Here is an 18,434-nt window from a genome sequence, read left to right on the forward strand (position 1 = left end):
GAGCTGCAGGCCGTCATACGTCAGGAGAGCGGCCGTCTGGCTGCTCAGCGCGGTCAAGCTGCTGGCGAGGTCGGGCGACCGGCCGACGGCACACCGAAGCGGTCGCCCCGCCGGATGTCGTAATTGCCCCCGCGTGGACAACGAGGGGGCGCGGGACTATAGTATCGCTAGGTATTACCCATTGATAACGGAGGGTTGACGTATGGCAACGTCACTCAAGATCGACGACGAACTGAAGGGGCGCGTGCAGCACCTTGCCAGCATGCGCGATCGGTCGCCGCACTGGATCATGTGCGAGGCGATCAAGCAGTACGTCGAGCGCGAGGAAGCGCGCGAAAGCTTCAAGCAGGAAGCCGCGGCATCGTGGGCGCACTACCAGGAAACCGGCCTGCATCTGACCGGTGAAGAGGTTCGCACCTGGCTGAAAACGTGGGGCACGGACGATGAGACGGGGCTGCCTGAGTGCCACACGTAATTATCACGCCCCGCGCCGGTCAGGGATTGGAACGCTGCCGGCGCTTTCTGGCCGACAAGAGCGAGCCGGCTGTTCGGCGCGCAGCTCAGGCGATCGAGCAGCGTTTTCTGTTGCTGGAGACGACGCCGGCCGTTGGCCGCCCTTTTCCTGAAAATCCGATGTGGCGGGAGCTGGCCATCCCGTTCGGCGACTCGGGCTATGTCGCCTTGTATCGGTATGAGCCGGCAGATGATGCCGTCTACGTGCTGGCCTTCCGGCATCAGAGAGAAGCGGGGTATTGAGAGTGACCGACGACGAAGCCAGTGCCCGAATTGCTGTCCTCCATGACGAGGCGGCCGCCATTCTTACCGAGCAAGGGCTATCGCCCCTGCAGGCTTACTGCCTGATCCTAGAGTGGGTCACGGTGCGGCACGAGCCTACGTTGCAGTTGCTTGCCGATGCAGCAGCCTATGACCAGTGGTATCGGGAAGAGGTTAGCAAGGGGCTTGAAGAGGCGGACGATCCGAATACCAAATGGGTATCCAACGAAGAAGCAGAAGCCAGCTTTGCCAAGAAGCGAGCCGAGCTACAGGCACGGATCAAGAACGGCAATGAGTGACGATCACACCCGCTGTGGCACGCCGCTGGTCTATGCCGGCCAGCTCGAGCTGCAGCCCGATATTCTCGCCGAACTCGGCGAGCAGCAGCCGGACCAGGAGGCCCCACCGCCTACCTGATTCGGATCAGGCGCCCCGCCCGCGTGTTGCAGCACACGGGCGGGACTTCCACACCACCACCTGGCTAGAGGTGATGACATGGCAATTGAACATCCTATCAGCCCGGATGTAATCCGGTTCGAAATCGCACGCCTTCAGTCGGCGAACGTCCTCATGCGTGCGGCCAACAAAGCGCTGGCGAAGGGCGACGACGCGGCCCTGGTCGGCATGGGTTTTTCGCTCGAGCATATCGACGAGCTGCGGAGGACCGGTGGCTTTAGGTCGACGTCGATCGGCAGCAACACGCGGTTGATTACCTACCTGAGATCGATGGGAGGGCCCGATGCACGCTGAGCCTACCCGGCCGCTGTCGATCGCTGCCGCCGTGCTGACGCCGGCCACGCTGGCCAGTGTTTGCCGTTCGCCATCGTTTCATCGCCGCGGCTGGCAGATCCTCGATCGCTGGGCGTCCGAGAGCCCGGCGCAGCTCCGGGCCCTCGAGGCCGAGGGCGAAGTGATTCTGTTGGGCCGGCTGCTCGAGCAGCAGCAGCTCGAGCACCAGGCGCTGCGATCGGCGGCAGCGCTCGAGTTGCGCCGGCGAGGTGTGGCCGAGCATGAAATCCTCGCGTTGCACGAGATCTGCACCACGCTCGCATAGAAAAACCGGGCCATCAGGCCCGGTCTTGTTTTGCTAGAAGCCCAACGCCATTCGCAACCGCGATGCCGTGTCATCGACACTTCGACGTGGTACAAGGACCCGTGTCGATGGCAACGCATGATCGTTGAACCATAGCACGAGGTACGTGCTTCCCCGTTCGGCATCTTCGAACTCCCACCGCGACACCTTGTCGATAGGCATTTCCTTGGCGATGCGCTTCTTTTTGTCAACGACTACCACACTCCCCGTCTCCGTCGAGATTCCGACGTACTGACCTTCGGTCGGGGCGCTGGCCTCGACGGCTGGATGAAAACCGGGTGGAGCGACGCGTTGTACCTGTCGCTGCAGTTTCGCGGTCAGATGGCTTGCGAACATCCGGATCCAGACAATGGCGACGACCAGGCCGGCAGCGGACGTTACGATCCACGGCATGCCGTCGCGCACGCCTACGCCCGCGAACAGTCCAAATCCACTGAAGACGAGGCCGGCGATCGACGCGAGGGCCAGCACGACCGGAACCAACACGATTGATAAATTAAGCATGACTTATTTCCTCACGAGTGCATTCCATCGGTTTGACCTGGGCGGCTGCCGCCTTTATCCGGGCCACGCTTGGGGGTAGCCGGCATGATTCGCTCAAGTTTGCCTGCAAACACCGCGAGCGCTCCGCGAACTTCGCCAGTCGTTTCGCGGCCGAGCGTCGCCGATGCCAAACCACCCACCCAGTTGAGCACTTGGTCGGGCACAACGAAGATCAGGCTAAAGCTCGTTTGAATCAGGTTCGCGCAGAGCATGTAATAAATCACGAGGTAGCCGATGACGCTCACGATGCCTGTGAGTGAATCGAATTGTGCATTGGCGACAGCTACCCCGAAGAACAAGTTGAGCACCGTTCCGCCTTCTTGGAGGACGGCTCCGCCAAAGAAAAACCCAATCACCATCAGGATTGGGCGCACCGCTACGTTCAGCAGGAAGATGTATCCATGTGCGGTGCGTTGACCCATGCCATCGCCCTCACCGCCAAGGTGCGTCATTGCCCACAGAGGGGCGGCGACGACGGCTTCGCCTACAATGATGACCCAATTTATGACCGCCCCGAACCAGGTGATGAACGGGATCATGGGCAGGTACAGAGACAAGCCCGCACCGATGAACAGGAGGGGGATGAGCAGCGTGAACAACATCGGCTCCGTTGCATGCAGTGCCGCTCCGGCGGCTGCACCGAGGCCGGACGCAATGTTCGCGACTTTCCCCCAGATGCTGGCATCTGCGCCGGCGACGACGGCGTTCAAGCCGACCCAGACACCGAAGGCGCTTTCGACACCTCCCAGGGTGTAGTCCCCGAGATTTTTCATCTTGATGAGCGGGTTCACGGTGCCACGCTCCCCGTCTCCGCTGCTGGTCATCGCGGCAATGATCTTCTGCCCAAAGCCCGAGAAGATCTGGCTGAGGGCTTTACCCCCATCCTTTTCGCTGGCATTTCCTGCGTTGCCCAACGGTTGCGTCGTCGTCGAGCCAGCTTCTTGAAGCTGGAATGCGTTGTCGACTTGGGAGCGCAGCGGGGAAACGCCATCGTTTCCACCTACCTGCTCTTTGTACACATGTGCGACGGCCGACACTGCATCAGTGAGTTTGCTGTTGGCCTGAGCAAACGTCTGATACCACGCGCCGAGCGACCACCAACCCGCGTCCTTGATCGAACTACTGAGCTGGCCAGCCAGGCTGCTGATGTTGCCCGTGGTCGTCGCTGCCTGACTTTGTATCGTGGCCTCGTATTGTTGCGCGGCCGACTGGATTGCTACCTCGGCATCCGGGATAACGGCGCCGGCGTTCGATTGCTGATCAATAACGGCATTGACGAATGCCTGCGCCGCCGGCGACAGCGTGTTTTCCATGGCCTTGAGGGCCTGCAGGTGAGCTTGGAACAGCGCCGTCGTATCAATGGTGCCGCTGAACCAGTTGGTCGATTGGTCTTGTGGGGTGAGCTTCGACGCGTCAATATCCGCTCCGCCACAATATTTCGTGCCGATCGGGTTGCGGAGGACGAGGCCTTGCGAGCCGGACGTGATCTGCACGTATTCCTTTGGGTCAGGCGACAGGCCTCCATTTGCCTCGACCATGGACAGGCCCGCGTTGTACGCGTGCATACACAGGTTCGCCTGATACAGGTCTCGTGCGAGCTGTATCGTGCTAGGCATTGCCGGTTGCAGCACCATCCCCTTCCCGTCCGCGAAGGCCTGGATTGCCGAGTCGGTTCCCATGTTGGCGAGCCCAACGCCCATGACTGACGCTGCCCACAGCATCAGAAGCTGCGAGAGTGCCCAGCCGTTGGCAGTCGGTACTAGCGAGGCGAGGCCCCACACAAGCCGAACTGGCCCCCACATGGTCCCCTTGTCAGGCCCGTACACCGCGCCCGAATGCGCCGCTTGCGATAAGCGCTTGAACCATACATAACAGGCGAAGAAGGCGCCCACGACGAGCAGCCCGCCGTTTGCTACCTGGAAGATGCTGGAGAGGATCGTATCGCCGCCTCCGGCACCGCCCGTCGCGAGCGGGTTATTCACGACGTTACCAAAGATTCCGACCAGGACTTTGCGGCTGATGTCGCCCGATCGGCTTGCGGCCTGGCTGATTGCACCGAGGGTCGTGCCGTCGGCAAATGCGGGCAACGCGACGAGGCTAGTTAGGATCGCCGTAAGGAGGCGTGCTGCTCTGCGTTTCATACCCGCTCCCCTTTCTGTTGCTTTCCGAACTCCGGATCGAGAACGCTGGCAAACCAACCAGGCTCTTTCGTGAAGTCATTCAGGCCACCGTGCTCAGCTCGCGATAGCCGTCGGCTTCGAAGCTGCCACAGGCGAAATTGCGCGGTCAGGCTGGCCATGAACATCACAGGCAGACCAGCCACAAGCGTGAAGATGCCCAGCAGGTTGCCTCGTGAGATGGCATAGACGCCCATCAGAAGGAAAACCGAGCCGACAGCGATGGCGAGTCGTTTCTGGAAAAGAAATCGCCGCTGCAGGTCGGCAATGCTTGGTGCGCCGACGGCTCGACGGCGCATCATCTCCTCGAACCCCTGCTCAGCGGCGCCGCCCTCGCCCTTCTGTTCGGCGCGAGCTTTTTGTTCTCTGGCTCGCGCGATCAGATCTTTGATGTAGACGATGTTTTCGGCGTGCTGCTGTTTCACTGCCTTAAGAGACTGTACGTTCTTTCGGAATGCATAGGTCGGCAGGAAAAGGCGCTTCGCGATCTCAATCCCGGCCGATTTTGCGGTTTGCTTCACGTCCATTATTTGCCCTCCCGGTTGTTGGAAGTTTGTTTGCTGAGCCATGCACTGAGAGGGTCCTCAAAATCGAACACATCGCGCCATCTACACGGCGTGCCTCTAATCGCGGCAAGGCGCTCATGCGCGTGTAGCGCGATGATCAGGCACACGACTGCACATGCCGGCCAGATCCAATTGAACGGGTGAAAGAGAGCTGCGGACATCAGGCACGCAGCAAATCCGAGCATCCAGCGGCGCTTCGTCCACAGCAGAGCGGCCGCCGACAGGTTTTCAAAATCAGTCTGCATTTTTGTATTCCAGATCTAATACGAAACGGGCTCATTGCCTGTCTGATTTTAGGCTCTGTGTTGTGGTATTAACAAGTAATACTTCTACGCAAGTAACTGATTAAAAATATGTATTTTGTATAATTCGAATCTACGGAATAAATGTGAAAAGAAGTCTTTGTTTTTATTCGGAATTGCGACGCCGTGTCGATGCGCTGCGGTTTTATGTTGAATGCGTCTACGGAAAGTCCAGCGCTGCCGAAGGCTGTTGTTTTTTTGTTGCGACGTAAGGTCGGTTAGTCGTGACGCCACGCTATAGCTTTCCAACGAGCGAGGCTCACATGACCCAGCAACGTCCCTTCCACTGTACGATCGCAGCCATCCCCGTGACGCTCTATCGGCAAACCTTCATCGTCTCAGGCATCGGCAGTTCGGCCGCTGCCGTGCAGCGCGATCACGATTGCTCACGCGCTGAAATTTGCCCGCACCGCTACACCGAGGCATGCCGTGTCTATCAGCTCAACCGATGAGCCGAGAGGGATCATTCATGAACTAAGCGGGTGTGCTGGATGATCCCAATTGGGATCAAACGTGTTGTCCGTCAAACGGTGGTCTGCCGGCCGCGCATCAATCTGTCCGCAAATGCCGCTTGTAAACGGGTAGGCGGACAAGGCATTATTGCGGACAGAAAGCGGACAAACCGTCCGCTGTTACTCGGAGCCTTGATGATGCGTGATCCAGCGGACCACTACACCCGCGACCTAGCTGGCCATGTGATCGGCTACGCCCGCGTATCGACGTCTGACCAAGACGCGGCCATGCAGCGCGAGGCGCTGATCGCCGCCGGTGCGGTGAAGGTGTTTGAGGACGTGGCGAGCGGCGCGAAGGCCGATAGGCCGGGCCTGACGGCCGCCCTCGCCTATCTGCGTGAGGGTGACACCTTGGCCGTGTGGAAGCTCGACCGACTCGGCCGATCCCTGCCGCACCTGGTGCAGACCGTGGCCGAGCTGGAACAGCGCGGCGTCGGCTTCCGCTCGTTGACCGAGAGCATCAACACCACCACGCCGGGCGGGCGCCTTGTGTTCCATCTGTTTGCGGCCTTGGCCGACTTCGAGCGCGATTTGATTCGCGAGCGCACGCGCGCAGGCCTCGCCGTGGCGAAGGCCCGAGGTAGCGCCGCTGGCCGGCGGCCGGTTGTGACGGCAGACAAGCTGGCCCGCGCTCGCGCGCTGATTGACGCCAAGGGCCTGACAGTGCGTGAAGCGGCCGCTCGTGTGAAGGTCGGGAAGACGGCGCTATACAAGGCGTTGGCGGTGCCGGAGATACAAGGCTGAGTTGGTCGCCGGCGCCGCTATTTAGAACCGTTCGGTCGGCACGTTAGCCGATCTCGCGCGTGATCAAACCTCTCACAAGTTCGGCAACGGAGATCCCGGTTTCTGCTGCACGGACTTTCAGACGGCGGTGTAGTTCAGGGTCAAGATCGATGTTGAGGCGTATCGGCTTGGCTGGCCGATTCCCTGTCTGAGATTGAACGAGCGCGGCCCCTGCGGCAAATTCGGCGGCCGTCATCGGCTTGTTTGGCGCGTGGGCACTGCTCTTCGGGGCGATCTTAAATTTACTCATTCACTCAACTCCATTGAGTTAATCATTTGCTCAATCAAGCGGACGGCTCGAGCTCGAAAAATTCCTGGGCGAGCAGCTGAATCTCTGCGCGGGCCTGCGAGTTGTCGAGTTCGACGACACCGCGGCCACCGAGTAGTGCATCGCGATATACCTTCCGGTCACGAATCACGGTATCAGCCAGCTCGAGCTGATCGAATTCGGTCAACAATTCGCGAGCATCTTCGACCTCTCGGATGACGGGATTGGACGGCGCCATAGATAGGACGGCTGCTGCTTTGAGTTCTGGGTTAAGCCCACGGGCTAGGCCGATAAGCTCGTTCACCTTCGGCAACGTCTCGAGGTCTGCTTGGCTTGCGCGGATCGGAGTGAGGAACAGATTTGCGACGGCTAGCGCCGTACGCAGTTCGCGGGAGTCTCGGCCGCCGGCGTCGACGACGATCACCTGGTAGCGACGTGCGAGATCGCGCAACGTTGAAGCAACGTCACCGGTGCGTTGTACGCATGGAACAGAGGGGTGTATCCCGGCCTCGTCGCGCCGCTCGATAAAACGCGCGCAGGTGGCCTGCCCGTCCGTATCCACCAGCACCACATCGACCTCGTGATGCGCTAGGTGGACGACCAAGTTACTCGCAAGCGTTGATTTGCCGACACCGCCTTTTTCCCCGCCGACCAGGACTATCATTGCACCCTCCTTTGAGTTGAGTGTATGAGTTGATTTTATGAGTTGAGTAATTGAGTGTCAATGAGGGCGAGCGTTGACTTCACGGCTTGCGAAAATAGGGATACCTTCAACTAAAGGGGGAAACGGTGGCCACCTACAACCTTGCACTTCAGCCGCGCGGTGCCTCGGATGCTCCGCCCGTGACGCTTGAGCTTGGAGTGTCATCGGCGCTTGAGATCGTCGCACGCGGCCTAGCCGACCTAAAACTCGACCTGGACCGTTTCAGTCTTGACGAAGAAACTGGCCAGCCGTTTATCAATGACTGGTTCGATAGCAGGACAGGCACCTGTGCATTTACTGGTCACGAGTTCTTGCAGCGCATCGTGCCGTTCCTTGATCACAGCGAGGCGATGGGCGCGCCATTTCGTGCCTACGTTGATCCGGCGCTCGTGTTGGGTGCCAGCATCGGCGGGTATCCGGAGTCGATCCGCGGCGAGGAGATTGCGAAGCGCCGCGCGCGTTACGCGCGCGAGTTCGACGTCATCTATCTGCAGCGCGCGGAATACTATTGGATCGAGCCGCTTGGGATCATTTGGGCATTCGAAGGCAAGCACAGGGTTGCCTTTATGCGAGCGCACGGCGAGCCAGCGATTGCGGCATGGGTGACGCGGCGCAACTATCTTGCCCCTGACCGCATAGTGCTGGTTGAGCCTACGGAAGATCGGCTGACATGGTTCGCAATTCTCGACGGGCGCTACCTGCAGCTCGTTCAGCGTCCCGCGCTCACACAGCGGTTGCTGTCCGCGTACGGCGTGAAAACCGTACGATGGCGGGACCTGGCCGACGCTCCGTCGGAACATTATGTGCGGCATGCGATCGTCGACTGGCAGCAGCTCGACTGGCAACAGCGACGCCGAAAATACCCAGACGCAGATGGCATGCTCGACCTGAACGTGCTGCGCGCTGAGGAGCGACGTGCGCGCGAACTCGTACCTCACACGCTCACCGACTTTGAGAACGCCGGCTGGAAGATTCAGCATGGTCGGCAGCTCGCGTACGCGTTGCTCGCTATCGTTGCCGGGCTGATCTTGGAACTGGTGTTCCATGCCGGTGTGATGCGAGCTCTCGGTTTCGGACTGATCGGATTTGGCGTTGGCTTGAGCCTTGTGGCGTCGACACTGCGCCTGGTTGGGCCGCGCGGCCGCGGGGATGTGGGTTGATGTCACGCGGCTAACATTCATGATCGGACTAGATGTGCTGGCTAGCGTGGATATCCCGGGCACAAACCAATCCGCAATCACTCAACTCATTTGAGTTGAGTGATTGCGTACATACGTATGTACAGTAATTCTGACATTTCTCGGGGTAGCCTGACGCGAACGGCGGGCGTCAGAATAGACGGCCCTGCGGGTCTGGTTTGAACTTGAATCGGAATCCCGTAACCTTTCGGCCGGCCGGTGTGATGGGCTCCCATTCGATTGCAAGAGCATTCTTCTCCTGCAGCTCTTTTACCGCCGGCTCGATGACGCGGCGGCGTAGCTGTCCAGAGTCCTTCACGCAGCTATCTGGTGCCCCCATAGCTTGACAAAACTCGTCGTAAGGAATGGCGACGAAGCCGGTATCGCGGTACTGCGCAATGATTTCAAGCAGGCGCCACGAATAGATCGACCGTAGATCGGCCGCATGCCGTAGCTTGTACTTCGTGAACTCGCTTTCGATGCCGAGCAGGTAGGGGGCAATGCTGGGTGAAAACTTCAGATCCACCCAGCCGGCGGTTGTCGTATCCGCTTTTTCGTAGATCCACCGCACCGACCGGCGCTTCGTCTCTTTCTTGCCCCGCGAGATGACTTCCTCATCCCACTCCACGCGGCATTCAAAGAGGTCTTCTGCGGCTTTCTTGAGCTCGCTATAGGCGTGCCTAGCCTCAATGTGTGGATACGCTTCGATGAATTCCTTTGCCGTCACGCGGATGGTCCAACCAGGAGCAGCGCCGGTCACTGGATCGAGACGCATTGCCCGATCTTTCAGCATTTTTGTTTTCGGGTTGCACTTGGCGATCGCAAGTGCGAGCAGTCGCTTTTCGGACAGCTTCATGCGCTGGATACGGCGCACTAGCTCGTTTTTGATCGTCACGCTTCGCTCGCGCGTGTCGGGGTCGGGCAGCTTGGCAAGGTCGGCCATTCTGACATTTTCCGGGTTACTCTGACATCAATCAGTCTATGTCAGAATTCCATGAGGCGGCAAGCGGAGATTGCTCAAAAAATGAGCACATACCCGAAAAACGCCCGACTACCCCGAAATTTGTCAGATACGCCCCGAAAAACGCCCGACTACCCCGAAAAACGCCCGACTACCCCGAAATTTGTCAGAGTAACACCTCGCAAACCCTTTCCCCTATTGGCTTTGCGCGATCCTACAAAGGGGTTTACAAACAGGGTTTACAAACAAGGACAAATATTTCTACAAAGGCCCGAAGCAAGCGCCTGTTGATAACTGTTTCCCTCCGCGCTTCAACCCCACCCCGACCGCTCCGCGGCCACCCCGTGATGGACAATAAGTGCGCGCCTAAGGCGCGTGAACAACCCCCACAACAAACCCTTATCCAGATCAACGAAGCCGCGCCTGCTGGCGCGGCGGGGACCACACACGTTCATGCCCATAATTTTTCTGCGGACACCAACAGCCCTCTATTCAAAAACCAAACCTTTCCTCTTCACCTGTCATCGAAGCTCGTGGTCTAAGGCGCTCGGCACGGCCTACGGCCGCACCGATCCCCTAAGACCGGGATAAATCGCGCTCAGGCCGTCCTAACGGCCGTCCCGACCGCTCAACCCGGCCCTTGTGAGGGCCCCGGCTGACAAGCTCACTGTACGCAAAGGCCCAAATTGTCTACAGGAAGGGGGCGGGCTGCCATCGACTACGGAAGCGACATCGAGACACAGCCGGATGCCCCATCTCCGGAGAAAGCGGTAGCAGCTAAAAACACCATCCTTCGCCGCTACGCGGCCTTGACCGAGGCGCTTTGCCTCCGCCCCCCAACGTTCGCCACGTGGCAGGGGTGCGGGCAACAGACCTGTGGTCCCTCACTCATCCCTGCGCAGATCATGGGAGGTTCCGTGAGCGTCAAGGGCCGGCGCTGCGGGCCTCCCTCCGGCCCTTGGCCCTTCTCCACCTTAAAAACCCGCAAAGAACGTGTGAGGCGGCCGGAAAACAGCTTCCAGTGGGTAAACACGGAGTGATGAGCGGCAGTCACCGACGGCCCGGGCATTTTTCCTTGCTGTTTTTCATATCATATCGTATCATATCAATTATATCGTTTCATATCATATCGGGAGGCAGCATGGGTCGCGAAGCGAATATCACCGCCGAGCAGGTCGACGCGATTGCGGACACGATGAAGGCGGAAGGTGTCAAACCGACGTTGCGCGGCGTGCGTGAACGCTTAGGGACGGGCAGTTTGGGAACCGTCGCCAAGCTCTTGCAGCGCTGGAAAGCCGGGCAGGAGCGCCAACCGAATGCTGCGCTTGCTGTTCCCCCGGCGTTACAGCGCGCGATCGTTGACTGGATGGACCAGGAGCTCAGCGCAGCACGCGCGACGCTTGAGGCCGAGCTCGCCGACCAGCAGCAGGCCGCAGCCGACCTTGCGGGCGAGAATGAGCGTCAAGGTGAGCTGATCGCCGATCGCGACGCCGAGCTCGAAGCGCTGTCGATCGACAAAGCAGCAGCCGAGGGCAAGGCGACCCAGCTTGCTGACGACCTCGACTCCGCGCGGGAGGAAGCGGCGCGCGAGCGCCAAGCCGCCGAGCAGGCCCGCACGGAGTTAGCGAAGGCACTACTGCGCCTCGAGGCGATGCCGCGGCTTGAAGCTGATCTTGCGGCCGTGCGTGCTGATCTCGACAGGGAGCGTCAGGCACGTGTAGCGGCCGAACAATCCGCCGCAGTGCTTGCCGCCCAGAAGGATGATTTGACCGCGCGCTTGGCCGACGCTGGTTCGCGGCGCGAGCGTGCCGAAGAGGTACTGTCGGTGCAGCAGCAACGCACTGACAAGCTTGCGGCCGAGCTCGCCGACACGCGTGCATCGCTGCAAGCGACAGAAGCCCGCGCGAAGGCGTTTGAGCGTGAGGCGGCCACTGCTACGGCCGACGCCGAACGCGCGCGCGCGGATGCGAAAGCGGCCGGCGAGCAGGCCGCTTCGCTGCGAGGCCAACTCGACGCCGCGAGATCCGCGACGCCGGCGCCGGCACAACGTCGCGCCAACACCAAGCGTGCGGGATCGTGAGCAAACGGGGATTGGGTAATTACTCAACTCAAATGAGTTGAGTAATTACGTCCTGTACCGCCGCTTGAAAATCACGCGGTTGCGGGTCGCCAATGCGATCAGGAAGCAGAGTCCGCCACCCGTCACCACCCAGATACCGATTGCCACAAAATTGGGTAGGTGCGGGAAAGTGGTGCCGGCCTTGTGCATCAGATAGAAGCCGATGGCTACTGCAATCAAGTAGAGCGCTGGGTGCGCGCCGTAATGCAGTTCAGCCTGGCAGCCGCGACATACGCGAGCGCCATTCGAGACACGGTTGTGGCAGTGTGGGCAAATCAGTTCGCTCATGATGTCCTGTTTGTTGGCTTGATTTACGTCCCCGCCGGCGGGAGTTTCGGTGTCTTGTGCAGCTCGACCCAGTAGCCGTTTGTCTTATCGTCGGGAACATCGAACCGACGTAGCCATGCTTCTGTCGCAACGCGCGTATTGAGCAACGGCGCAGTGCTGTTGATCGTGCCGCCTTGCAGAATGTCGGATGTTTCCGCCACGATCGGGCGCAGCGCATGATTCAGCAGTACATACGCGGCCGGCGGATCGGGGGGGATCCCTTTCCCGATCGGGACGCCTGCGACCGGTTCTAGGCCCGCCTGAATGATGAGGCCGCCATCTCCAAACGGCGTTATGCGGAACCAGTCCGGCGGGAGCATCAGTTTGTCCGCACCGCCGACGCTGCGAACCAGATCGGCATCGAGTGCCGTCAACCAATCGACGGTCTTGATCTTGCCGGTCAGATCACGAATGGACGTACTGTTGGGTTGCCCGACATCGATGCCGGGTCCGTACCGTCGGCACCAGAAATACTCGCTCGCTTCATTTGCTTCGGTGTTGAGCGGGGGGAGATTCACGCCGTACCCGCCGTGCCCCCAAATGGTTGGAACCGCTGCAGCGAATTCAGCAAACATCGCCTCAAACGCCCCGGGGCAAATCTCCAGGAAACGTCGCGGTACTGTGAACACCATCACATCAACGCCACGGGTACCCATCGCGGCTTGCCAGTCCTCGAGGCAGAACACAGAAAACTCGTAAAAGCCAGTCGCGAGCTTGTGGTCTGCACTCGTCGTCGCGGACACGAGGGCTTGATTGCTCGGCAAATCCATTGCCAGCCGGGAAAATCCGCGAGCCTTATCGAAGGCCACCGGACTCTTGCCTTCCTCGTAGAACCAGCGCATCGGGCCGACCTTCGGAGGTTCCAGCCCTGCAGCTTTGAACGACGCCACTTCGTAATCCTTGATCGTCGCCAGATAACGCTCGTAACAATGCACAAGCGCTTGCCGCACGGATTTCGTGTATCCGCCTTTGAAGTACAGTGCGCCGCGCACGACTAGCGCTGCGCCTACGATCGCCTTTTGATACGCAGGCTCGTATAGGCCAAATGGGAGGGTGTCTTGCCGTCGCGGATCTTTGGCCCACGCTACCAGTTCATCATGCGTCATGATCTTTAAGGTGGTAAGGCAACGCCTGCGGGCTGCGCGCCTGGGGGCTGCGGGGGAAGCGGCAGCCCGAATGGTCCCATGCTGCTATGGCTTCCCACATCGGTTCCAAACACGTCATCAGTTGCGGAATGGCTTTGCGTTGATCGGGCCGATTGCGTTTCCGACTGTTTGTCGGAACACCCACAGTCGGCTCGATTCAGCGGAGCATACTTGCTTCTGCTGCCGGCGATGCGAATGTACGAGGTACTTTGTCCCTGCCCGAAACCGTCATCGAATTTCATCTCGACGACTTTCTTGATGTTCGATTGTACGGGCGGCTGAGAGGGGTCGTTCACGATGACAACGTCAGGCCGGCGAACGCCAGGGCCGCCTGCAGCCTTGTCCCTGCGATAGCCGCCCATTCTTCCCGGCCATTTATCGCGAATCCAGTCCAGCAGCGAATCATGCGGTTGTAGCGGATCGTCGTCCGACATGATCGGGGCAGGAGGTTCCTTGGTCATGTCGTACGAGACTTCCGGCAGATATTCCGTCGGGTTGCCGGTCATGATGCGCGAAGTCTCGTTTGCAAGATCCAACCGCTGCGCGACGCATGCCTGTCTAAGTATGCGCCCACCGCCCCGAGTCGCTACGCCGATATCGCTGCATTTGCATAAGGCGTTGCAAAGCACCTTTTTGTCGTCGGGAGAAAGGCCATCTGTTGCCCCCACAACGGTCGTTTGCCCTTGGCCGCTTCCCGATCCCCCGACTGCCGAGCCGCCCGAATACCCGCCGCTCATGCTTCGCTCGCGCCCGCGTTCTTGGCCCTGCCTGGTTGATTGAACGTGAGCGATGCTGCCTGATGAGTGTTCAACCAGTCGGTGTGGCCGTTCGTGTCCGTCATGCCCTGGATGGTCTGGCCGTCCGCAGAGGTAACCGTGTATGGGTGATTCGAGATCGGCTGGCGCGTGTTGTCGTCGACGAGCTGGAAACGCCCGCGATATGTCCCGTCGCCCTGCGCGACAGTCTGCGCCAGCACACCTTTGCCGGCACCGACCGGGTTGCCCGTGCCCGAGGTTGGAGACGCCGTGGCCGTGCTTTGCGTTGCGATGAGCGTCGCGCCACATGCCGTTATGTCACCGTCGGACGCAACCGGCCGGCCGTTGAATGTCATGTGGAGATCGGTTTTTACGTTCACGATCGGGAAGATCCCGCCGCAGCGCGGGCACGAAACCATGTCGCCAAGCAGCGCCAATGCCTTGCCGTCGACAGCGTTGGTCGGATCACACGCAAGCACGCGTCCGCCGTGCGAGGTGGTGTCGCCCTCGCGGATAAATGCAAAACCCATAAGCAAGTCCCCTGTCAGGTCTCTCTGGCTGCCAACTTACTTTCCGAAGTCGCTCGCGTCGATCCAGCCGTCGCTCGCGAGCACGAGCATCGTGCGTCCCTTTTGGTGGTCGGCGAGCTGAGAGGCGAGTCCGGTATAGACCTGCCGCACCTCGTCAGACTTGGCCCAGGCCGGCACGTCCACGGTGCTGAACGTGTATGACACCTCTGACATGGTGGAACCCAACGCATTCGAGGGCTGCGTGAACCGTACGACTTCATCCACCTTGTAGTGGCCGGCGCACAAATCCGTGCCTTTGCCGTCCGGGTTGGCCAACGCCTTTTTCCCTTCGTCCGTCAGGTTGTAGATCTTCGCCGGCACGTCTTTCGGACCGGTGCCGAACAACGGCGTTTCTTTCGTCGTGCCGTCCCGGGCGCTCAGCAGACCGGCTTTCACCAGCACCTCATAGGGGCGCGTGGCGTCGGCATTCTGCTTGGCGGTCTGCTCCGGTTTTGTAAAGTTGTTCGGCGTCTGCAACGTCACAGTGATCGGATAGGCGTTGCCGCCCATAAAGCCGCCCGGGCGAACGGTCACGCAGGTCTTCGCAAAATGCGCGTTGATCGCCTTTTCGAAATTGTTGTTGTTCGCGTCTTTCGAAGAACTGCAGGCGGTTAGAAGAACGGCCAGTGCAAGCGAGGAGAGAGTAGATTTTTTCATGGAATCGTTTTTCAAATCATCAGCGGAATGGGGCCCGCCGCAAATCTACCGCATCGTTGCCTGCACAGGCAACGCTATGCCTTCCGTTAATCGGTTTAAATACCGCCAGTTTTTAATGCTCAGTGCATCGCCAATTCATGTCGCACTGCGACCGTATATTGATCGATGATCGCCTTCATCGCGGATCGATCTTGCCGGTGCCATCTGAGTAACCGGCGATCGTCGTTGCACTGTCTCAGAATCTTCTGCAGCTCGTCGATGGATGCTGCATTTGGCTCGCGCATCGCGCGTCTTTCCAAGATGCGACGCCACGTGATGCTGTACATCGTATCGATCAGGTCTTCGGCGAGCTGCAGATCGCTTAACTGATCGTCCGTCAAAGCGCCGGCCGGAACGCTCCCAACCCGATCCATCATGTTCATCGGCGTGTTTCCAAAAGGTACTTTCGAAGCGTCGGCGTGGCTTCATCGAGGCGTTCGCCTCGTAGCACCTCGTCGATCCGTTCCATCGTCATCCCGCGCGCCTTCAGGGTTTCCAGTTCGGTGCGCAGAATCGCCACACTTTCCCGCTTTTTTCTGTCCGCTGCTCTGCGTTTTTCGCTGACCTTGTTGGCGTCGATTTCCTCACGCGTGAGCGGCGGAAATTCGGCATCGAGCTCGGCAAGCATCGCTTTCACTTGGCCGACTGTGAACCGCTTTTCGTTCGTCATTGCTGTTGGCCTTTTGGATGCCGGCAAAGTGTCGGCGAAGTACGAGTGCAAACGTCGGCGAAATACGATTCCGTCTGACGTTTCAAGTTCCCTGAATGCTATCGCTTAAAAAGGCGACGTGCTATACCATCTGCACTGCGGTTGAGTGTAACAGGATGGCCTTTGTCTTACACATGGAACTTCGTTCCAGTGCAGACAAAGGACGTCAGCCCGTTCGGCGCTTCGCTTCTCACAGGCCGACTCATCCTGCCAGGGCGTAGCCCTGGACCCGTTGACCGGCGCGCAGCGCCTATTGGGAGGATCGGCTATGCCGTTCGAAGTGCAGGGTGCGAAGGCACTCACCAAGAGCGTTACGTTGCGATTGACGCAAGACGAAAAGACCCGCTTGCAAGATGACGCCGAGCTTGCTGGTTTGACCGTTTCGGAACTTATTCGCCGACGGTATTTCGGGCGGCCGATCGTCGCGAGCGCCAACATGGTGATGGTCCGCGAGCTGCGCCGTGTTGGTGGCCTGCTGAAGGATCTCCACAATAAGACAGACGGCGTGTACAGCCGCGAGACTGCGCAAGCCCTCGTGGAGATCACCGGGCAGATCAAGAAGCTGAGCCAGCCATGATCTTTAAGAAGGTGCCGGCGGATCGCGTGAAGTCGAAGGCAAAACACGTTCGCGATCTGACCGACTACATTCGCGATCCAGCCAAAACCAATCCGCACGAAAAAGTCGCGTACACCGGCGCACGCGGGTTCCTCTGCGACGATCACGCGGGCCAGCAAAGCGAGATGATCGCATTGGCGACGGACGCTCCGCGTAGCGCGAACCCGATCAATCACTACATCCTGAGTTGGCGTGAGGGCGAATATCCGACGGCAGCTCAGGTGGAACAGGCGGTTGAGATCCTGCTCGCCGAGTTGGGCCTTGCCGAGAACCAGGCGCTGTATGCGTTGCACCAAGACACCGACAACATGCACCTGCACATCGCGGTGAACCGGGTGCATCCAGATACGCTCAAGGTCATCAAGCCGAACAAGGGTTTCGACAAGGAAGCTGGCCACCGCGCGATCGCCAAAATCGAAGTCATCCAGGGCTGGTCGAGCGAGCAAAATGCCCGCTACAAAGTCGATGCCAACGGTGAGGCTATCCGGGAGGCTCCCAGTAGCCGTAAAGCACCATCGCAGAAACGGCGCGACATGGAGGTGAGGACGGGCGAGCAGTCGGCCGAGCGCATCGCCATCGAGACCGCGGCGCCGATCATTCGCGCGGCCGCGAGCTGGGGCGAGCTGCACGCTGGTCTGCAGGCGCAGGGTTTTCGCTACGAGCGCAAGGGCAGCGGTGCGATCATCTGGATCGGCGACGTGGCGGTGAAGGCCTCGAGCGCGGATCGTGGCGCGACGCTGGCCGCCCTGCAGAAGCGTTTGGGCGAGTTCCAGCCGGCCGCGCCGGCGGAGGCCTCGCCTACCCTTCAGGCCAAGCCAATCAAGGCCACTGCGCCGCGCTGGGCCGAATACATCGCCGCTCGCCGCGCGCATTACCAGGCCAAGGAAGCCACAAAGATCCGTCTCGGCGAGAAACACGAGCTCGAGCGGCAGGGGGTGGCCAAACAACAGCGCGACGAGCGGGGCAATGTTACGGCCGGAACGTGGCGCGGCAAGGGCGATCTATTGAACGTCCGGCGCAGCGTTCTGGCGGCCGATCAGGCCGCCATGCGCCTTCGGATGCAGGAGCGGCAGCGCGACGAGCGTCGGCGCTTCCAGGAGCGTTTCCGGCCGTTTCCGAGCTACGAGGACTGGCTCAGGAGCGAGCTGTCGCCCGAGGCGGCCGATCAGTGGCGCTACCGCGACCACGAGCCGGACGAGATCCCGGCGCGGATTGTCGGCGATATACGAGTCGATCCGGTCGAGACTCGACGCCGCAAGGACCTGCGCGACTTCGTGGCCGAGATCCACGGCGATCGCGTGGCCTACCACCTAGCCGGCCGGGTTTCGCCGGCGTTCGTTGACCGTGGCGACCGGATCGACGTGCATGACGCAGCCGACGAAGCCGCTATTCTCGCCGCCCTGCAGCTCAGCGCTGAGAAATGGGGTGCCTTCCAGGTGACTGGTAGCGAGGCCTACAAGGCCCGCTGCGCCCGTCTGGCGGCCCGGTATGGCTTCGTGATCACCAACCCGGAGCTGCAGGCCGTCATACGTCAGGAGAGCGGCCGTCTGGCTGCTCAGCGCGGTCAAGCTGCTGGCGAGGTCGGGCGACCGGCCGACGGCACACCGAAGCGGTCGCCCCGCCGGATGTCGTAATTGC

Annotated in this window: 26 protein-coding genes; 12 read left to right on the plus strand and 14 right to left on the minus strand. The window is 60.2% G+C overall.

Annotated elements, in window-relative coordinates; genetic code table 11:
• The first annotated feature begins 202 nt into the window (after window positions 1-202).
• The 6 genes from CFB45_RS37375 (at window position 203) to CFB45_RS37395 (ending at window position 1,828) form a co-directional block, all read left to right on the plus strand.
• On the plus strand, window positions 203-475 hold the full coding sequence (locus CFB45_RS37375) for a CopG family ribbon-helix-helix protein (RefSeq protein ID WP_089430161.1): 273 nt from the start codon (window positions 203-205) through the stop codon (window positions 473-475).
• Window positions 476-501: 26 nt separating this feature from the next.
• Window positions 502-756 carry a type II toxin-antitoxin system RelE/ParE family toxin gene (locus CFB45_RS37380; protein WP_256978534.1) on the plus strand — a complete coding sequence of 85 codons (255 nt, stop codon included), beginning with the start codon at window positions 502-504 and terminating at the stop codon, window positions 754-756.
• Window positions 757-758: 2 nt separating this feature from the next.
• Complete coding sequence (locus tag CFB45_RS37385) at window positions 759-1,073, plus strand: hypothetical protein (protein ID WP_256978536.1); 315 nt, start codon at window positions 759-761, stop codon at window positions 1,071-1,073.
• Entirely contained in the window at window positions 1,066-1,191 is a 126-nt protein-coding gene (locus CFB45_RS39735; protein ID WP_256978537.1) for a hypothetical protein, read from the plus strand. The genes CFB45_RS37385 and CFB45_RS39735 overlap by 8 nt, the downstream gene beginning before the upstream one ends.
• A 78-nt stretch (window positions 1,192-1,269) precedes the next feature.
• A complete protein-coding gene (locus tag CFB45_RS37390) occupies window positions 1,270-1,524 on the plus strand; it encodes a hypothetical protein (RefSeq protein ID WP_218828894.1) in 255 nt (84 codons plus the stop codon).
• Window positions 1,514-1,828: a hypothetical protein gene (locus CFB45_RS37395; RefSeq protein ID WP_089430164.1), complete on the plus strand. Its 315-nt coding sequence runs from the start codon at window positions 1,514-1,516 to the stop codon at window positions 1,826-1,828. The genes CFB45_RS37390 and CFB45_RS37395 overlap by 11 nt, the downstream gene beginning before the upstream one ends.
• A gap of 33 nt (window positions 1,829-1,861) precedes the next feature.
• Here the strand turns inward: CFB45_RS37395 and CFB45_RS37400 are convergent, their stop codons facing one another.
• From CFB45_RS37400 to CFB45_RS38845, 4 genes are read right to left on the minus strand one after another with little or no spacing between them, the layout of a single operon-like run.
• Window positions 1,862-2,371 (minus strand): hypothetical protein, encoded by a 510-nt coding sequence (locus CFB45_RS37400; RefSeq protein WP_089430165.1) that lies wholly within the window; start codon window positions 2,369-2,371, stop codon window positions 1,862-1,864.
• 11 nt (window positions 2,372-2,382) lie between these two features.
• On the minus strand, window positions 2,383-4,551 hold the full coding sequence (locus tag CFB45_RS37405) for a DotA/TraY family protein (RefSeq protein WP_089430166.1): 2,169 nt from the start codon (window positions 4,549-4,551) through the stop codon (window positions 2,383-2,385).
• Window positions 4,548-5,114, minus strand: a complete 567-nt coding sequence (locus CFB45_RS37410; RefSeq protein WP_256978539.1) for a hypothetical protein — start codon at window positions 5,112-5,114, stop codon at window positions 4,548-4,550. Before CFB45_RS37410 ends, CFB45_RS37405 begins: the two co-directional genes overlap by 4 nt.
• Window positions 5,114-5,398, minus strand: a complete 285-nt coding sequence (locus CFB45_RS38845) for a hypothetical protein (RefSeq protein WP_144025279.1) — start codon at window positions 5,396-5,398, stop codon at window positions 5,114-5,116. The genes CFB45_RS37410 and CFB45_RS38845 overlap by 1 nt, the downstream gene beginning before the upstream one ends.
• A 320-nt stretch (window positions 5,399-5,718) precedes the next feature.
• Here CFB45_RS38845 and CFB45_RS38850 point away from each other — a divergent pair, with 320 nt between their 5' ends.
• Complete coding sequence (locus CFB45_RS38850; protein ID WP_144025280.1) at window positions 5,719-5,907, plus strand: hypothetical protein; 189 nt, start codon at window positions 5,719-5,721, stop codon at window positions 5,905-5,907.
• A 195-nt stretch (window positions 5,908-6,102) separates the two neighbouring features.
• The gene (locus CFB45_RS37415; RefSeq protein WP_256978540.1) at window positions 6,103-6,711 is read left to right on the plus strand and encodes a recombinase family protein; all 609 of its coding nucleotides are present in this window, start codon (window positions 6,103-6,105) and stop codon (window positions 6,709-6,711) included.
• 43 nt (window positions 6,712-6,754) lie between these two features.
• Here the strand turns inward: CFB45_RS37415 and CFB45_RS37420 are convergent, their stop codons facing one another.
• Together CFB45_RS37420 and CFB45_RS37425 are read right to left on the minus strand one after the other, a co-directional pair.
• The gene (locus CFB45_RS37420) at window positions 6,755-7,000 is read right to left on the minus strand and encodes a plasmid partition protein ParG (RefSeq protein ID WP_089430168.1); all 246 of its coding nucleotides are present in this window, start codon (window positions 6,998-7,000) and stop codon (window positions 6,755-6,757) included.
• Window positions 7,001-7,034: 34 nt separating this feature from the next.
• Entirely contained in the window at window positions 7,035-7,682 is a 648-nt protein-coding gene (locus tag CFB45_RS37425) for a division plane positioning ATPase MipZ (protein WP_089430169.1), read from the minus strand.
• A gap of 125 nt (window positions 7,683-7,807) precedes the next feature.
• On the opposite strand from CFB45_RS37425, the gene CFB45_RS37430 reads away from it, so the two are divergent.
• Window positions 7,808-8,881 (plus strand): hypothetical protein, encoded by a 1,074-nt coding sequence (locus CFB45_RS37430; protein ID WP_089430170.1) that lies wholly within the window; start codon window positions 7,808-7,810, stop codon window positions 8,879-8,881.
• Window positions 8,882-9,050: 169 nt separating this feature from the next.
• Here the strand turns inward: CFB45_RS37430 and CFB45_RS37435 are convergent, their stop codons facing one another.
• The gene (locus CFB45_RS37435) at window positions 9,051-9,842 is read right to left on the minus strand and encodes a replication initiation protein (RefSeq protein ID WP_089430171.1); all 792 of its coding nucleotides are present in this window, start codon (window positions 9,840-9,842) and stop codon (window positions 9,051-9,053) included.
• Between the two features lie 1,159 nt (window positions 9,843-11,001).
• On the opposite strand from CFB45_RS37435, the gene CFB45_RS37440 reads away from it, so the two are divergent.
• Complete coding sequence (locus tag CFB45_RS37440; protein ID WP_089430172.1) at window positions 11,002-11,940, plus strand: DNA-binding protein; 939 nt, start codon at window positions 11,002-11,004, stop codon at window positions 11,938-11,940.
• 45 nt (window positions 11,941-11,985) lie between these two features.
• Here the strand turns inward: CFB45_RS37440 and CFB45_RS38855 are convergent, their stop codons facing one another.
• The 7 genes from CFB45_RS38855 to CFB45_RS37470 form a co-directional block, all read right to left on the minus strand.
• Window positions 11,986-12,267: a hypothetical protein gene (locus CFB45_RS38855; RefSeq protein ID WP_144025281.1), complete on the minus strand. Its 282-nt coding sequence runs from the start codon at window positions 12,265-12,267 to the stop codon at window positions 11,986-11,988.
• Between the two features lie 23 nt (window positions 12,268-12,290).
• On the minus strand, window positions 12,291-13,412 hold the full coding sequence (locus CFB45_RS37445; RefSeq protein ID WP_089430173.1) for a type VI immunity family protein: 1,122 nt from the start codon (window positions 13,410-13,412) through the stop codon (window positions 12,291-12,293).
• A gap of 5 nt (window positions 13,413-13,417) precedes the next feature.
• Window positions 13,418-13,957 (minus strand): VRR-NUC domain-containing protein, encoded by a 540-nt coding sequence (locus CFB45_RS37450; RefSeq protein WP_256978542.1) that lies wholly within the window; start codon window positions 13,955-13,957, stop codon window positions 13,418-13,420.
• Between the two features lie 227 nt (window positions 13,958-14,184).
• A complete protein-coding gene (locus CFB45_RS37455; protein ID WP_089430174.1) occupies window positions 14,185-14,736 on the minus strand; it encodes a PAAR domain-containing protein in 552 nt (183 codons plus the stop codon).
• 36 nt (window positions 14,737-14,772) lie between these two features.
• Window positions 14,773-15,432: a hypothetical protein gene (locus CFB45_RS37460; RefSeq protein WP_144025282.1), complete on the minus strand. Its 660-nt coding sequence runs from the start codon at window positions 15,430-15,432 to the stop codon at window positions 14,773-14,775.
• A gap of 119 nt (window positions 15,433-15,551) precedes the next feature.
• Complete coding sequence (locus CFB45_RS37465; protein ID WP_144025283.1) at window positions 15,552-15,854, minus strand: hypothetical protein; 303 nt, start codon at window positions 15,852-15,854, stop codon at window positions 15,552-15,554.
• Window positions 15,851-16,141: a hypothetical protein gene (locus CFB45_RS37470; RefSeq protein ID WP_089430177.1), complete on the minus strand. Its 291-nt coding sequence runs from the start codon at window positions 16,139-16,141 to the stop codon at window positions 15,851-15,853. The genes CFB45_RS37465 and CFB45_RS37470 overlap by 4 nt, the downstream gene beginning before the upstream one ends.
• Window positions 16,142-16,448: 307 nt before the next feature.
• Between CFB45_RS37470 and CFB45_RS37475 the strand changes: the two genes are divergently transcribed.
• On the plus strand, window positions 16,449-16,757 hold the full coding sequence (locus tag CFB45_RS37475) for a plasmid mobilization protein (RefSeq protein ID WP_089430178.1): 309 nt from the start codon (window positions 16,449-16,451) through the stop codon (window positions 16,755-16,757).
• Window positions 16,754-18,430 carry a TraI/MobA(P) family conjugative relaxase gene (traI, locus tag CFB45_RS37480; RefSeq protein WP_089430179.1) on the plus strand — a complete coding sequence of 559 codons (1,677 nt, stop codon included), beginning with the start codon at window positions 16,754-16,756 and terminating at the stop codon, window positions 18,428-18,430. Before CFB45_RS37475 ends, traI begins: the two co-directional genes overlap by 4 nt.
• Window positions 18,431-18,434 lie beyond the last annotated feature (4 nt).

The organism is Burkholderia sp. HI2500 (assembly GCF_002223055.1).
Lineage (GTDB): Bacteria > Pseudomonadota > Gammaproteobacteria > Burkholderiales > Burkholderiaceae > Burkholderia.

Bases quoted from the DNA above. Each gene is read 5' to 3' on its own strand.
- CFB45_RS38845 (WP_144025279.1), bottom strand. From the start codon at position 5,398: ATGCAGACTGATTTTGAAAACCTGTCGGCGGCCGCTCTGCTGTGGACG.
- CFB45_RS37425 (WP_089430169.1), bottom strand. From the start codon at position 7,682: ATGATAGTCCTGGTCGGCGGGGAAAAAGGCGGTGTCGGCAAATCAACG.
- CFB45_RS38850 (WP_144025280.1), top strand. From the start codon at position 5,719: ATGACCCAGCAACGTCCCTTCCACTGTACGATCGCAGCCATCCCCGTG.
- CFB45_RS37390 (WP_218828894.1), top strand. From the start codon at position 1,270: ATGGCAATTGAACATCCTATCAGCCCGGATGTAATCCGGTTCGAAATC.
- CFB45_RS37470 (WP_089430177.1), bottom strand. From the start codon at position 16,141: ATGACGAACGAAAAGCGGTTCACAGTCGGCCAAGTGAAAGCGATGCTT.
- CFB45_RS37440 (WP_089430172.1), top strand. From the start codon at position 11,002: ATGGGTCGCGAAGCGAATATCACCGCCGAGCAGGTCGACGCGATTGCG.
- CFB45_RS37420 (WP_089430168.1), bottom strand. From the start codon at position 7,000: ATGAGTAAATTTAAGATCGCCCCGAAGAGCAGTGCCCACGCGCCAAAC.
- CFB45_RS38855 (WP_144025281.1), bottom strand. From the start codon at position 12,267: ATGAGCGAACTGATTTGCCCACACTGCCACAACCGTGTCTCGAATGGC.
- CFB45_RS37435 (WP_089430171.1), bottom strand. From the start codon at position 9,842: ATGGCCGACCTTGCCAAGCTGCCCGACCCCGACACGCGCGAGCGAAGC.
- CFB45_RS37450 (WP_256978542.1), bottom strand. From the start codon at position 13,957: ATGACCGGCAACCCGACGGAATATCTGCCGGAAGTCTCGTACGACATG.
- CFB45_RS39735 (WP_256978537.1), top strand. From the start codon at position 1,066: ATGAGTGACGATCACACCCGCTGTGGCACGCCGCTGGTCTATGCCGGC.
- traI (WP_089430179.1), top strand. From the start codon at position 16,754: ATGATCTTTAAGAAGGTGCCGGCGGATCGCGTGAAGTCGAAGGCAAAA.
- CFB45_RS37375 (WP_089430161.1), top strand. From the start codon at position 203: ATGGCAACGTCACTCAAGATCGACGACGAACTGAAGGGGCGCGTGCAG.
- CFB45_RS37415 (WP_256978540.1), top strand. From the start codon at position 6,103: ATGATGCGTGATCCAGCGGACCACTACACCCGCGACCTAGCTGGCCAT.
- CFB45_RS37405 (WP_089430166.1), bottom strand. From the start codon at position 4,551: ATGAAACGCAGAGCAGCACGCCTCCTTACGGCGATCCTAACTAGCCTC.
- CFB45_RS37400 (WP_089430165.1), bottom strand. From the start codon at position 2,371: ATGCTTAATTTATCAATCGTGTTGGTTCCGGTCGTGCTGGCCCTCGCG.
- CFB45_RS37475 (WP_089430178.1), top strand. From the start codon at position 16,449: ATGCCGTTCGAAGTGCAGGGTGCGAAGGCACTCACCAAGAGCGTTACG.
- CFB45_RS37445 (WP_089430173.1), bottom strand. From the start codon at position 13,412: ATGACGCATGATGAACTGGTAGCGTGGGCCAAAGATCCGCGACGGCAA.
- CFB45_RS37465 (WP_144025283.1), bottom strand. From the start codon at position 15,854: ATGAACATGATGGATCGGGTTGGGAGCGTTCCGGCCGGCGCTTTGACG.
- CFB45_RS37455 (WP_089430174.1), bottom strand. From the start codon at position 14,736: ATGGGTTTTGCATTTATCCGCGAGGGCGACACCACCTCGCACGGCGGA.
- CFB45_RS37395 (WP_089430164.1), top strand. From the start codon at position 1,514: ATGCACGCTGAGCCTACCCGGCCGCTGTCGATCGCTGCCGCCGTGCTG.
- CFB45_RS37410 (WP_256978539.1), bottom strand. From the start codon at position 5,114: ATGGACGTGAAGCAAACCGCAAAATCGGCCGGGATTGAGATCGCGAAG.
- CFB45_RS37460 (WP_144025282.1), bottom strand. From the start codon at position 15,432: ATGAAAAAATCTACTCTCTCCTCGCTTGCACTGGCCGTTCTTCTAACC.